The organism is Umezawaea sp. NPDC059074 (assembly GCF_042738955.1).
Lineage (GTDB): Bacteria > Actinomycetota > Actinomycetes > Mycobacteriales > Pseudonocardiaceae > Umezawaea.
Genome location: NZ_JBHYHC010000003.1, coordinates 35,003 through 48,844 on the forward strand (window position 1 = coordinate 35,003; position 13,842 = coordinate 48,844).

Annotated in this window: 10 protein-coding genes; 4 read left to right on the forward strand and 6 right to left on the reverse strand. The window is 72.7% G+C overall.

The genetic code is table 11. From position 1 onward, the window contains the following. Positions 1–38: 38 nt before the first annotated feature. Both ACFWW9_RS02080 and ACFWW9_RS02085 read left to right on the forward strand, forming a co-directional pair. On the forward strand, positions 39–731 hold the full coding sequence (locus tag ACFWW9_RS02080) for a response regulator transcription factor (RefSeq protein ID WP_390370533.1): 693 nt from the start codon (positions 39–41) through the stop codon (positions 729–731). Then, the gene (locus tag ACFWW9_RS02085; protein WP_390370534.1) at positions 724–2,418 is read left to right on the forward strand and encodes a sensor histidine kinase; all 1,695 of its coding nucleotides are present in this window, start codon (positions 724–726) and stop codon (positions 2,416–2,418) included. The genes ACFWW9_RS02080 and ACFWW9_RS02085 overlap by 8 nt, the downstream gene beginning before the upstream one ends. A 26-nt stretch (positions 2,419–2,444) precedes the next feature. Here ACFWW9_RS02085 and ACFWW9_RS02090 read toward each other — a convergent pair whose 3' ends face one another. From ACFWW9_RS02090 to ACFWW9_RS02110, 5 genes are all read right to left on the reverse strand, one after another. Then, positions 2,445–4,250: an AMP-dependent synthetase/ligase gene (locus tag ACFWW9_RS02090; RefSeq protein ID WP_390370535.1), complete on the reverse strand. Its 1,806-nt coding sequence runs from the start codon at positions 4,248–4,250 to the stop codon at positions 2,445–2,447. Positions 4,251–4,355: 105 nt separating this feature from the next. Then, positions 4,356–6,752 (reverse strand): ATP-binding protein, encoded by a 2,397-nt coding sequence (locus ACFWW9_RS02095; protein ID WP_390370536.1) that lies wholly within the window; start codon positions 6,750–6,752, stop codon positions 4,356–4,358. A gap of 52 nt (positions 6,753–6,804) precedes the next feature. After that, complete coding sequence (locus ACFWW9_RS02100) at positions 6,805–7,899, reverse strand: helix-turn-helix domain-containing protein (protein WP_390370537.1); 1,095 nt, start codon at positions 7,897–7,899, stop codon at positions 6,805–6,807. After that, on the reverse strand, positions 7,896–10,265 hold the full coding sequence (locus tag ACFWW9_RS02105; protein ID WP_390370538.1) for an NB-ARC domain-containing protein: 2,370 nt from the start codon (positions 10,263–10,265) through the stop codon (positions 7,896–7,898). Before ACFWW9_RS02105 ends, ACFWW9_RS02100 begins: the two co-directional genes overlap by 4 nt. Positions 10,266–10,588: 323 nt before the next feature. Then, positions 10,589–11,227, reverse strand: a complete 639-nt coding sequence (locus ACFWW9_RS02110; RefSeq protein WP_390370539.1) for a LuxR C-terminal-related transcriptional regulator — start codon at positions 11,225–11,227, stop codon at positions 10,589–10,591. A 125-nt stretch (positions 11,228–11,352) separates the two neighbouring features. On the opposite strand from ACFWW9_RS02110, the gene ACFWW9_RS02115 reads away from it, so the two are divergent. Both ACFWW9_RS02115 and ACFWW9_RS02120 read left to right on the forward strand, forming a co-directional pair. Beyond that, complete coding sequence (locus ACFWW9_RS02115; protein ID WP_390370540.1) at positions 11,353–11,973, forward strand: response regulator transcription factor; 621 nt, start codon at positions 11,353–11,355, stop codon at positions 11,971–11,973. A 347-nt stretch (positions 11,974–12,320) separates the two neighbouring features. Beyond that, positions 12,321–12,692, forward strand: a complete 372-nt coding sequence (locus ACFWW9_RS02120) for a hypothetical protein (protein ID WP_390370541.1) — start codon at positions 12,321–12,323, stop codon at positions 12,690–12,692. A 74-nt stretch (positions 12,693–12,766) separates the two neighbouring features. Here the strand turns inward: ACFWW9_RS02120 and ACFWW9_RS02125 are convergent, their stop codons facing one another. Continuing rightward, positions 12,767–13,780, reverse strand: coding sequence for an alpha/beta hydrolase (locus tag ACFWW9_RS02125; protein WP_390370542.1), 1,014 nt, complete (start codon positions 13,778–13,780; stop codon positions 12,767–12,769). Positions 13,781–13,842: the final 62 nt, after the last annotated feature.

Below are 13,842 nucleotides of genomic sequence, written 5' to 3' on the forward strand. Positions count from 1 at the left end.
ATCGTCGGGGTGACGCCTGTCTGGCAAGGTTCCCGCGCATGGGGTTGTGCGTGCTGGTGGCCGAGGACAACGTGATGCAGGCCGACCTCCTCGGCAAGTACCTCCGCGCGGAGGGCTACGAGGTGCGGTTGGTGCACGACGGGCGGACCGCGCTCGACGAGGTCCGCCGCGATCCGCCGGACCTGCTGCTCCTCGACGTGATGATGCCGAAGGTGAACGGCCTGGACGTCGTGCGGGTGCTGCGCGACGAGACCGCGATCCCGGTGCTGATGCTGACCGCGCGGTCCACCGAGGACGACCTGCTGCACGGTCTCGACGCGGGCGCCGACGACTACGTGGTCAAGCCGTACAGCCCCCGTGAGCTGATGGCCCGCGTCCGGACGTTGCTGCGGCGCGTCCAGCGCTCGTCGGCGGGGTCGACCTCGATCACGATCGGCGATCTCCACGTCGACGCCGATCGGCACGAGGTCAGGGTCAGGGGTGCGGGCGTGGAGTGCACCGCGTCGGAACTCCGGCTCCTGCACACCATGGCCGCGAGCCCCGGCCGGGTGTTCAGCCGGTCGCAGCTCCTCGGCGCGCTGCACGGCCTGGACGCGTTCATCACCGCGCGCACGGTCGACGCGCACGTGATGAACCTGCGCAAGAAGATCGAGGTCCAGCCGCGCAAACCCGCCTACCTGCTGACCGTGCACGGCGTCGGCTACAAGATCGTGGACGGGTCCGGTGCGTAGGCTCCTGCACAGCGTCGTCACGCGGCTGATCGCCGTCTCGATCCTCGTCGCGATCTGCTCGATCGCCGCGACCGCGTGGCTGGCGGCGCAGAGCACCTCGACGTCGATCCGGCAGGAGCTTGGCGCGTCACTCGCCGCCGACGCGGCCACCTACCAGTCGTTGATCAGCTACGCCGTGAACCACACGGAGTGGAACGGGGTCAGCCCCCAGCCGGAAGGTCGACGGCTGATCCTCACCACCGTCGACCGGACCCTGATCTCCGACAGCGGCGGCGGCATCGACGTGGGCGAACTCCCCGAGTCGCCGTCGGCGGTGATCGACCCGCTCGAACTCGACCTGACCCAGACCGCTCACGCCCCCGCCGACAGGATCGACGCGCGCGTCGCCGGACCGTTCCAGCTCGACGAGGAGCAACGCCGCGAGCTCGACGCCGCGGCCGAGCTGTACACGCAGCAGTGCCGGGACCAGGACGCCCAGCTCACCGGCAGGACCGCCGGTGGTCGCCCGGTCGTGGTGTTCGACCGCGCCATGCCCCGGCTGGTCGACCGGGAGGAGGCGGACGAGGACTGCAAGCAGGCCGAACTGCGGCTCGGCACGCTCACGCCGACCGAGTCTGCGGCGTTGGAGCGGTTGGACGTGCTGGTCGACGAGTGCCTGACCCGGCGTGGACTGCCACCCGGCACGCTGCGGATGGACCAGGAGTGGCGGCCGGTGTCGGACTCGCCGGACTGCCTGGCGAGCGCGCGTCGCACCCAGCTGCAACCCTACGTGGCACCACCCGCGCTGCTGTTCGTGACGGACTCGGCCGGCGAGACCACCCGAGCGACCACGGTGTCGTTCGACGGCGACCGGGTCGTGCTGGCCGCCGGTCTGGTGCTGGCCGTCACCGTGGGCGTGAGCGTGGTGGTGGCGCTGCGGATGACCCGTCCGCTCCGGACGTTGACCAGGGCCGCGGAACGCTTGCGGCGCGGCGAGGACGCAAGGGTCGACGTGCGGTCCCGCGGCGAGATCGGGCAACTCTCCCGCGCGTTCAACGACATGGTCGTGCACCGGGCCCGCGTCGACGCCCAGCGCAAGGCCATGACCAACGACGTCTCGCACGAGCTGCGCAACCCGCTCAGCACCCTCCGGAGCTGGCTGGAGGGCGCCAGCGACGGCGTGGTGGAGTTGGACCGCGCCACGTCCTCGGCGCTGCTGGACGAAACCCTGGTGCTGCAACACCTCGTCGACGACCTGCAGGACCTGGCCGCGGCCGAGGCGGGCGAACTGCGGCTGCACCCCGAACCCGTGGACCTGCGCGAGCTGTTCGACCAGGTCGTCGTCGCGCATCCCCGCGTGGTCGCCGACGGCACCGGGGTGGTGGTGGCGGATCCCGTGCGCCTGCGGCAGATCGTCACGAACCTCGTGACGAACGCGCTGCGCCACACCCCCGCCGACGGCACCGTGCGGCTGGTCGCGGCGGGCAAGCGGATCACGGTGGGCGACACCGGGATCGGCATCTCCGCCGAGGACCTGCCGCACGTGTTCGACCGGTTCTGGCGCGCGGACCCGTCCCGCACCCGCGACACCGGAGGCAGCGGCTTGGGGCTGGCGATCGTGCACGCTCTCGTGCAGGCTCACGGCGGCACGATCACCGTCGCGAGCGAGGTCGGGCACGGCACGACGTTCACCTTGGAGTTCCCGTAGTGCGCACCGTCGACGGCGATCCCGTTTCAGGGGCGCTCGGCGTTGGCGTACAACGCGTCGAGCAGCGCCGCGACCTCCCGGCGCTTCACCTTGAGGCTGGGCGTCAGGTCGCCGTGCTCGACGCTGAGGTCGCACGGCAGCAGCGCGAAGCCCCGGACGGTCTGCCAGCGCTGGAGGCGGGTGTTGAGGGTGTCGACGTAGCCCCGGACCAGCGCCTCGGTGCGAGGATCGGCCACGACCGCGGCGTAGTCGCCCACAACGCCCTTGCCCGCCGCCCACGGCATGATCGCCGTCGCGTCCAGCGCGATCAGCGCGGTGCAGTGGGCGCGGCCGTCGCCGACCACGACGACGTTGCCGACGAAGGGGCACAGAGCCTTGAACGCGCTCTCGATCGCGCTGGGCGCCACGTACTTGCCGCCGGAGGTCTTGAACAGGTCCTTCTTGCGGTCGGTGACGCGGACGTGGCCGTCATCCAGGTCGCCGATGTCACCGGTGTGCAGCCAACCGTCCGCGTCGAGCACGTCGGCCGTCGACTCGGGCAGGTCGTGGTAGCCGCTCATCACCCCCGGCCCCCGCACGAGGATCTCCCCGTCCTCGGCGATCCGGACCTCGGTGCCGGGGAACGGCGGCCCCGCGGAGCCGACCCGAGCGCTCCCGTGGCGGTTGATGGCCACTCCCGCCGAGGTCTCGGTGAGGCCGTAGGCCTCCAGGACGGGCACACCCGCGCCGACGAAGAAGTGACCGATGTCGGGGTCGAGCCGGACTCCGCCGGACAGCGCGCCCCGCAGCCGTCCGCCGAACGCCGCGCGGACCTTCCCGTAGACGAGCCGGTCGGCCACGGCGTGCTGGAGGCGCAGCACCGGTGAGGCCGTTCCAGCGGCCCGCGAGTGCGCTCGGGCGACCCTCGCCGCCCACTGGAAAACCTTGTGCCGCAACCCTCCCCCGGCTTGCGAGCGCGCGACGATCCCGTTGTGCACCTTCTCCAGGATTCGCGGCACCGCGGCGGTGATCGTGGGCCGCACGTCGGTCAGGTTCGCCACGACGCGGTCCACCCTGCCGTCGACGGCCATCACGTGACCGGTGGCGATCTGGCCGGAGATCAGGGTCTTGCCGAACACGTGGGACAGCGGCAACCAGAGGAGGTGCACGTCCTCGGCGCGGAACAGCCCCATCTCCTCCTGCGCCAGGGCGGCGTAGGACCAGCAGTCGTGCGCCAGTCGCACGCCCTTGGGGCGACCGGTGGTGCCGGAGGTGTAGACGAGCGTCGCCAGGTGGCCGGGTTCGAGCGCGTCCACGGTCTTGGCCACCGCGTGCGGGTCGGCGGCGAGGTGGGCGATGCCGCGCTTCTCCAGGTCCGCCAACGACAGCACGTCGAGCCCGGTCGCCGCGACCGGGTCGCCCTCGAACAGGACGACGTGGCCGAGGTCGGGCAGCCGCTCCCGTTCGGCGAGGACCTTCGCGAGCTGCGCCTCGTTCTCGGCGAACAGCACTCGGCTGCCCGAGTCCCCCAGGATGAACGCGGTCTCATCGGCGTTCGTGGACGGGTAGACGGCGGTGGTGGCCGCCCCGGCGCACGTCGTGGCCAGGTCCGCGAGGATCCACTCCACCCGCGTGGCCGACGCGATCGCGACCCGGTCCTCCGACCGGACGCCCAGCGACAGCAGGCCCGCCGCGAGCGCGGACACCCGGCGCAGCACGTGGGACCAGGTCAGCTCCTCCCACCCTCCGTCGGGTGTCGGGAACCGGTAGGCGGGCGCGTCGGGGGTCGCGGCGGCACGGTCGTGCAGCAGGTGGGCCAGTGACGGCGGGCGGCTGTCCAAAGGGGACGGCATCGTGGAACTCCTGGCAGGGGACCGGATCCGGGTGGTGGTCGATTGTGGGGCACCACCGGCGGGCCGTGCCGCCCCACCCGGGAGGTGTGCCCGCCGGGGCAGGGATCACCGACCGTTCGACCACTCCCGCGGCTCACGCGGTTCGTCGACCGGGATGCCGAGGAACGCCGCTAGCGCGGGGCGCTGTTCGAGGGGCAGCCGCACACCGGGTGACGTGTAGAGGGCGACCGCGCGCACGCGGTACTCCCGTGCCAGGTCCGACAGTCGCGCCTGCTCGCACAGCTCCACCAGCGCGATCAACGCCCTCATCCCGTCGGTGGGGATGGGGTCGCGGTCGACCAGGTCGCCCAGGACCTCGCGCGCGTCCTCGGTGTCACCGGTCGCCTTCAGCAGCATCCCCCGGCAGAACCGCGCCTCCTTGAGGCCGCCGACCGCGTCCGGCCCCAGCAGCAGTTCGGCTTCGTCGAGGACGGCGTGGGTCTCGTCGAGGTCGCCGGTCTCGAGTTGGAAGCGGGCCACACGGATCAGGTGCCACGCGAGGATGCGCCGGTCGCCGACGTTGTCGGAGGTCTTGAGGCGTTGGAGCCGAATGGCTTCCCAGTAGACCTCCGCGGCCTCGGGATGCCTGCCCGCCGCCATCAGCCGCTGCCCGAGGTTCGACAGCGCGACGCTGTGCCCCGTCTCGTGACCCGCCTTCGCGAACAGGTCCACCGCGCGCCGCGCCCAGGGCACGGCTTCCCCGGCGCCCACGACGCGCGCCTCGATGGACGACCGGTACGCGCAGGCCCACCCCTGCTGGACCGGGTCGCCGACCCGCTCGGCGATCTCCAGCGCCCGCCGGTGGTTGACCAGCGCGTCCTCGGGACGGCCGAGCAGGTGCACGGTGGTCCACGTCAGGAAGTTCTCCTGGACCGCCTCGTCCGCGGGACTGTCCAGCGCGCGGGCGGCGTCGGCGCCCGCGCCGAAGACCTCCAGCCACAGCTCACCGGTTCCGTGCTGGTCGGAGTACCAGTGCATGGCGTGGGCGAGGTCGAGCACCTCGCGGTGACGGCCCGCGGCCACCGCCAGCAGGAAGGCCCCTCGCCACTGGGGCAGTTCCACCCGCAACCACTCCTCGGCCGCGCCAACGTCGGCGAACAGCGCCTCCACGTCCGGGGAGGCCACCACGTCGGGCGCGTGGAGGGTCGCCGCCGCGATCGCCCGGCGCAGCAACCAGTCCGACATCACGCGGGCCGACTCGGCGGCGCGGTCCGACCCGTCCACCTCGTGCAGCCGCTCGCGGGCGAACAGCCTCATCAGGTCGTGGAAGGCGTAGCGGTCCGGATCGTCGGTGGCGCGCAGCAGACTCGCGTCGGCCAGCTCCGCGATCGCCGGGTACGCCCGGTCGAACGGCAGGTCCGCGACCACGGCGGCGAGGTCGGTGCCGAACGCGGGACCGGGCACCAGTGACAGCCGTCGGAACGCCGCCGCCGCGTCCGGGCCCAGCAGCCGGTACGACAGGTCGAAAGCGGCCCGCACCTGCTGGTCCCCGGCTTGGAGCCGGGTCAGGCGGTGCCGATCGTCCTCCAGTTGCCCCGCGAGCCGGGCGACCGGTTGGCCGGTGCCGAAGACCCGGCTGCCCGCGATCCGCAGTGCCAGTGGCACGCCGTCGCACAGGCGGGCCACCTCGGCGGTCGCCTCGGGCTCGATCGCGGTGCGCCCGCCGGTGATCACGGCGAGCAGTTCGACGGACTCGGCCGGGCTGAGCACGTCCACCTCGCGGCGCGCGTCCAGTGCCAGGCCCGCGAGGGTGCTGCGGCTGGTGACCAGCATCAGCGATCCCGCGCCCGCGGCGAGCAGCGGACGCACCTGGGCCTCGTCCACGACGTTGTCGACGACGAGCAGGACGCCGCGCGTCCGCATGAGGCGCCGGTAGAGGTCGAGCCTGCCGCCGGGGTCCCCCGGCACGTCGGCGGCGACCACTCCCAACGCGGTCAGGACCAGGCGAATCGCCTCGGTGGGGGGCAACGGCTCGGCGTCCATGCCCTGCGCGTCGACGAACACCGCGCCGTCGGGGAACTCCGCTTCCACGGCGTGGGCCGCGTGCAGCGCGAGAGTCGTCTTCCCCACGCCGGGGAGCCCGTGCAGCAGGGCCACCCGCATCGTCGGAGCCGCCAGCGACGACGTGACCTGGGCACGCACCCACGCGCTGTCCGCCGCGCGGCCGACGAGGTCGGCGATGGGCGACGGCAGGACGCGTGAGCGGGACGCGGAAGCCTCCGCGGGACCGCCGTGCCCGGCGGCGGCGTGCAGGGACCTGGTCTCCACCGGGTCGAGCCGCAGGGAACGAGCCAGCGCGTCGGCACTGCGCTTCTGCGGGACCGGCACCCGGCCCCGCTCCATGTCCCGGATGGCCCGCTCGCTGACACCCGAGCGGGAGGCCAACTCGACCTGGGTCACCCCGGCGCGGAGCCGGTAGTACCTCAGGTGGTCGGCGAACGTCGTCCGCGGCGCTGTGTCCAAGCCGATCACCCTAGTCCGGTGGTGAAGATCCACGGCAGGCGTCCGTCGCCGGTCAGCGCGAGCCGTCACCTCGTCGAACGCACATCTCCGCGAACGCCAGCACCAGCTCCGGCACCGCGTAGCCGCCTCCCGGCGCGGGTTCGGCGAGACCAGCGCGCCACAGGGCGACCGGCAGGTCGGTGGCCCGCGCCGGGTGCGCGCCGCGCCCGAGAGCGAGCAGTGCGCGAACGGAGTCGTCGTCGAGCCTGCGGTAGGCCGATTCCACCGCGGTCGACAGCCGGTCGTCCGCCGCGTCGAGCACCTCCCACCGCCTGGTGCGGTCGCGAAGCCGGTCGACCAGGTGGCGGACGGGCCAACGGGGCCTGCTCGCCAGGCGGTTGGCGGCGGCGCGCAGGGCCAGCGGCAGACCACCGCACAGGCGGACGAGGTCGTGCGCGCCGTGGAGGTCCGCGTCCACGCGCTCGGACCCGACCACGTCGCGCAGCACGGCCATGGCCTCGCACTCGCGCAGGGCGTCGACCGCGAAGCGGGTGGCGTGCCGCAGGCCGGGCAGGTCACCGCGGCTGGTGATCAGCACCACGCGGTCCCCCGCGGAGTCGAGCAGGGGCCGCACGTGGTCCTCGGACACGACGTCGTCCAGGAGCAGCAGCCCGCCACGGCCGGACGACGCCGACCGCGGCACGGCCGCGGAGTGGTGGCGGTCCCCCACCGCCACGTGCGCGACACCGCCAGGAAGACGATCCGCGACGCGGTGGGCGTGGACCAGCGCCACGCTCGTCTTGCCGACCCCGACCGCGCCGTGCAGCACCACCACCCCGTCACGCCGGTCGCGCAGCGCGTCGAGCAGGGCGACTCGTCCGGTGAACCCGGCGGGAGGAAGCGGCAGCGGCTCGTCCGGCCACCGCGGTGGCTCCACGGCGGCAGCACGGTTGGCCCGCACTGCCCGTTCCAACGCGCCGCGGTCGGCGGGCGCCAGGGTCAGCGCTTCGGCCAGCGCTCCCACCGTCCTGGGGCGTGGTGCCCGGACCCGGCCGCCCTCGAGGTCGCTGATGGCCCGCACGCTCAAGCGGGACCGTTCGCTCAGCTCCTCCTGCGTCAGCCCGGCGTGCCTGCGGTGCGCGGCGAGCAGCACGCCCAAGCCGGTCACGCGACCACCACGGGCCTCACCAGCGCCAGCAGGCCGTTGCGGTCCTCCTGCACCTCCCGCAGGTCGTACTCGCCGTAGAGCGCGACCGCCCGCACCCGGTACGCCGTCGCGGCGGCGGGATCGCCCAGCGCCTCGTAGGTCTGCGCGAGAGCGGTGAACACGTCCCGGACGGCGTGCCGCCGGTCGGCGGTCCGCAGCGCCAGCAGCAACTGCTCGAGCGCCTGGTCCAGGCGTTCGGTCCGGCGCAGCAGGCGGGCGCGCACGCGCCGGGCGTCGGTCAGCCCCGGCAACGAGCCCTGCCTGGTGAACAGGCGTTCCGCCTCGTCGAGTACCTCGGCCGCCTCGTCGTACCGACCGCTGAGGATCAGCGGTGACGCCAGCCGGACCAGGAAGGACCCGAGCATCTCCTCGCCGATCGGGACGTTCACGTGACGGCGCGCCCGCAGTCGGGCGACCGCGCGGCGGTGCTTCTCGACGGCCTCGTCGAACCTGCTCGCGGCGGTCAGGATCATGGCCCCGAGCGAGATCGCCTGCAGCTCACCGGTCTGGTAGCCGGCACGGCCGAACGACGCCTCGCCCGCGTCGATGTGCTCCAGCCCGTTGTGGGGCGTGCCGAGCCGCCACTCCGAGTGGCCGCGCATCAGGTGGGAGTAGCCGACCTGGACGTCGTCGCCCGCGGTGACGGCGGCGGCCATGGCGGCCCGGTTGGCGCGCACACCGTCGTGCGGGCGGAAGAGCAGGTCCAGGTTGGCCCAGCTGAGCAGGTTCTGCAGGACCGCGACGTGCCGCGCCCACCCGAGGCGCTCGGCGGCGACGGCTCCCGCGGTGAAGACCTCGAACCACAGGCTGACGTCGCCGCGGGACTGGGAGTACCAGTGCATCGCGACGGCCGTCTCGGCGACCTGCGGATCGCGTCCCTCGCGGAAGGCGTCGCGGAACGCGCCCCGCCAGTTGGACGCCTCGTCCTCCATCCACGCCATCGCCCCGCGGCAGTCGGCGAAGGGCAGACCGCGGTCGTCGGACGGAGCGACGTCCGGGTCGAAGAACATGGCCGCGTGGACCGCCGTGGCCAGCAGCCAGTCGTGGGTGCGGCGGCGCAGGGCCACCGCGCACTCCACGCCCTCGTCCGCCTCCAAGCGCTGACCGGCGTACAGGCGCAGCAGGTCGTGGAAGCCGTAGCGGCCGGGGGTCGACGTGGCGATCAGCAGCCCGGCGTCGACGAGCCGCTCCGACGCCGCCTCCGCCACCGCTTCCGGCAGGTCGACGACGACGCCCGCCATGAACGTCCCCGTATCGGGTCCCGGAATCACCGAGAGCCTGCGGAAGACCTGCGCGTCCACGGGATCCAGCGCCCGGTAGGACAGCGCGAACGCGGCCTCCACCTGGACGTCGCCCGCGGACAGGACCGACAGGCGGCGGCTCTCGTCGTCCAGCAGCTCCACCATGCGGGCGATCGGCCACGCCGGCCGCGTCGCCAAGCGGTTGCCCGCGATCCGCAGTGCGAGCGGCATCCCCCCGCACAGCTCGACCACCCGGCGGACGGCTTCCGGTTCGGCGTCCGCGCGCGTGCGGCCGATGATCGCGCACAGCATCTCCACCGAGGGGTCGGCGGTCAGCGGCTCGACCTGCACGCGGGCGGTCGCGTCGAGGCCGACCAGCGCGTTGCGGCTGGAGACCAGGACCATCGAGCCGGGGCTCGGCGCCAGCAGCGGCCGGACGTGCGCCTCGGTGGACGGGTTGTCCACGACCAGCAGGACGGAGTGGTGGGCCAGCACCGACCGGTAGAGGGTGAGGCACTGCTCGGGATCGCCGGGGATGTCGCGCTGCTCCATGCCGAACGCGAGCAGGAGACGGGTCGTCGCCTGCTGCGGGTCGAGCGGTTTGCCCTGCGCTCCCAACAGGTCCAGGAACAGCACGCCGTCGGGGAAGCTGTCCCCGAGGCGGTCGGCGGCGTGCAGCACCAGTGTCGTCTTGCCCACCCCCGGCGGGCCGTGGACCACCACCACGTCCAGCGCGGCGCCGGTCTCGGCGCGCCACGCCCGGTCGGCCAGCATCCGCGATTCCCGTTCACGACCGGCGACCCACGGCGGCGGGGGCGGGGGAACGCACCGGGTGCGGGGGTGGGCGGCACGGGAGGCGGGAGCCGCGTCGACCGTCACGAGCATGGCCTTGCGGTCGTCGTCGGTGAGTTCCAGGCCGTCCGCGAGCATGTCCACGGTCTGCGGTCGCGGGTTCTGCGCGCGGCCGCGCTCGATGTCGCGCAACGCCCGGACGCTGATACCGGCCTTGGCCGCCAGTTCCTCCTGGGTCAGCTTCGCGCGCAAGCGGTGGTAGCGGACGTACCCGCCCACGCCGATCCTCGACACCGACGACTCCTTCGCACGTCATCCTGGTGAATCGCGGGCGGACGGGTGGACCTCGGCACGTCCCGGACATTCCCACGGATTCCGACGCCGACGGCCCGGCCATTCCCCGGCATTGGGGCAATGGCGAATTCCACGCGAGGGTAGCACTCCGATCGGGAGCGCTCCCGGATCCGCACAACTTCCACACATCCGCCTCCACCAGGCACGAACCACGCTGGAACGGGCAGTGGCGTTCCGGAATCGCGACCGCGAAATCGACTAACAGCGCTATCGGGCGGCCGGGTAACAAGGACTTGAGCGATTTCGCGAGCCGCGATCCCGGTTCACAGGTAGCCCTCGCGCAGGGCGTAGGCGACGGCCTGTGCCCGGTTGCGCAGACCCCGCCTGCTGAGCAGCTGGTGGATGATCTTCTTCACCGTGCGGTCGGAGTAGGCCAGCTCACGGGCGATGTCCTCGGTGTCGTGGCCGTCGGCGAGCAGCCTGAGCAGTGCGCACTCCCGTGCGGACAGCGTCGCCTGGTCCTTGCCCGCGAACCGCGTCCGCGCCGTGCTCCGCAGCCGATCCGGCAGCTCGGCCGCGGACGGCACCGGTCGGTCGACGACCTCCAGCACGACGTCCACGATCTCGTCGGCGTCCAAGCGGTGGCGAGGCAGCAGCGCCACGACCCTGGACCGCGCCAGGAACTCGATCTGGTCGTCACCTACCCGGTCGACCGCCAGCACGACGCGAACCGTCGACGAGCGGGCGATGCGGGCGATCAGGTCGGTGACGCCGTGGTCGAGTTCCTCCGACACCACCAGCGCCACCTTCGCCTCGGCCAGTCTCGCGGGCGGGACGACGGCCACGGCGCGGACTCCGCGCAGCAGCCTGGTGACACCGGGCAGCGCGAGCGGGTCGGGGGAGCACACCGACACGACGACCGGCAGCGCGGTGCCGGTGGCCCGGTCCACCACGGCGGTCACGCGGCACCGCCGAGCGGTCCGCGGTCACCGGGCAGGTGCGGCTCCCTGGACGCCACCTGACCCACCCCGATGCACCGATCCGCGTCGCCCTCGCCCACGATGGTGGGACCAGTGGAGGGAGAGCGGTGAAACCACCGGTTCGCGTGCTCGTGGACGCGACGAACAAGATCAGCTCGGCGGGTGTGGTGGAGATCCTGGAGGGCCTCAGCGGGTTCGAGGTGGTGGCGGAGCCCGCCGACGCCGACGTGGTCGTGGTCCTGGTCGACCGGGTGGACGTGGGCACGCCCGCCAGGCTGCGGCGGTGGGCGTCCAGCACCACCGGCCCGCTCGTCCTGGTCGCCGGGGACCTCGGCGGGCTCGACCTGCTGACCGCCGTGTCGTGCCGGGTGAGCGGCGTGATGAGCCGCGCGGGGGTCACGGCCGAACGGCTCGGGGAGGTGCTGCGCACCGTCGCCGCGAACGGGGCGGTGGTGCCGCCGGCGCTGCTGGGCGACCTGCTGCGGCAGGTGGCACGGCTGCACCAGGAGGTGCTGGCGCCCAACGGGTTGACCGGAACCGGCCTGACCTCGCGGGAGACCGACGTGCTGCGGTTGGTGGCGGAGGGGTTCGACACGGCGGAGATCGCCGAGGAGCTGAACTACTCCGAGCGGAGCGTCAAGCACGTGCTGCACGGGATGACGACCCGGCTGGGCTTGCGCAGCCGGGCGCACGCCGTCGCTCACGCCCTGCGGGAGGGCATGATCTGACCCGCGCGCGCAACTGACCGGCCGTCGCTGATGCCGCTCGAACAACTCGACGAGCAGTGCCTCGCCGTCGACCAGTGAGGTCATGCAGCCCCATCCCTCGGATGGGAAAAGGATCATCGAGCGGCGAGTCGCCGACCACGCGTCACCGGCGGCAACGACCGGCAGTGGCACCGGAAGACCGCCGGTCGTCCTGCCGGTCGCCGGTGTTCCCGCCCGGTGCCCGCGGGATCGTTCGGGCAGGGCTCGTGGCCGGACGATCACCGCCGCGGCGATCCCACTCCCCCGGCGCTCGGCCGTGGCTACCTTCCGGACTCGGACGGTCCGATCCGAACAAGTGGGAGAAATCTGTGAAGTTCCGCGACAACGGCCTCAAGCGGATCGTGGCGTGCGCCGCGATGGTGGCCACCGTGCTCCTCGGCACGATCGTTCCCGCGTCCGCGGCGAGCATGGGCGAACTCACCCTGTGCTCGTACGGCGACTACGACTCGTACGTGGAGTTCCCGTCCCGCGGGTACTCGTCGAAGATCGTGCCCCGCGGGCAGTGCTCGACGGTCTACGTCGGCAACGGCAACAAGCTCGAAACGATCGTCCTCATCGGAATCACCTTCTACGGCTACTACTTCTGGGTGGCCAACGGCAGCCTGAACCCGGTCAAGGGCGGCGACGCCGCCACCTACGGCTCGCTCAGCTCCCACTTCGCGACAACCCCCCAGACCTGACGGGCACGGCGTGCTTCCCCCACCCCGAAAGGGGAAGCACGCCGCCCATCCGGTTGCCGGTCCGTCGTCAGCAGTCACGCCCCCAGCTGACGGCGTAGCCATGCCGCTCGGGCGGCGATGGCGTCCTGCGAGATCACGGCATGGGGGACCACGACGTCGAACCCGTGGAACCCGCCGGGCCAGACGTGCAGTTCGACGTTGCCGCCCGCCTGCCACAGGCGGCTTGCGTAGGCGACGTCCTCGTCCCGGAACGTCTCGGCCGACCCGACGTCCACGTACGTGGACGGCAGGCCGGAGAGGTCAGCGGCGCGGGAAGGCGCGGCGTACGGGGACACGTCCGGTCCTCCGCGAATGCCGTCGCCGAGGAGCGCGTTCCACCCGGTCTCGTTCGAGGACCTGTCCCAGATGCCGACGCCGCGCATCTGCCGGGCGGAGGGCGAGTCGTTGCGGTCGTCGAGCATCGGCGACAGGAGCAGCTGGGCCAGGACGGCCGGGCCGTTGCGGTCGCGGGCCATCAGACCGACACCCGCCGCGAGACCGCCGCCCGCGCTCGCACCACCGATGACGACGCGCCCAGGGTCGATGTCGAGCTCGTGGGCGTGATCCACCACCCACACCAGGCCCGCGTAGCAGTCCTCGACGGGACCGGGGTGGGGCGTCTCGGGTGCGAGCCGGTACTCGACCGAGACGACGGCCATGCCCATCGGCTCGGCCAGGTTCAGCATCTCGGCCAGGCCGAACCGGTTGTCCCCGACGATCATGCCTCCGCCGTGGATGTGGTAGATCGCCGAGGTCGGGGTGGTCGCGTGCTTCGGGAGGCAGATCAGCAGCGAGAGGTCCGGTTCCCCGTGCGGCCCAGGCACCACCCGCTCCTGCACGCTGTAGGCGCCTCCGCGCGAGAGGATCTCGTCGGTCGGGGCCTCCACCCCCGGAACGGGCTCGCGCATCTCGACGATGTTGTCCGAGCGGTACGCGTCGGGAGGGCGCAGGCTGGTGAGCACCTCGACGACGGGAGCGAGCTCCGGGTCGAAGGGTGGTGGCGGTCCGACCGGTTGGACGGAGGACCGGTCCGTGACGTGCGTGGTCATGTGTTCTCCTTGCGGCAGGAGACGGACGTCTGCCTGCCGCGGATCAGAGGTCGTCGATCGAT

What these genes read in the sequence shown, in the direction of transcription:
- ACFWW9_RS02080 (WP_390370533.1), top strand. Translation starts at nt 39, where the DNA reads ATGGGGTTGTGCGTGCTGGTGGCCGAGGACAACGTGATGCAGGCCGAC.
- ACFWW9_RS02090 (WP_390370535.1), bottom strand. Translation starts at nt 4,250, where the DNA reads ATGCCGTCCCCTTTGGACAGCCGCCCGCCGTCACTGGCCCACCTGCTG.
- ACFWW9_RS02125 (WP_390370542.1), bottom strand. Translation starts at nt 13,780, where the DNA reads ATGACCACGCACGTCACGGACCGGTCCTCCGTCCAACCGGTCGGACCG.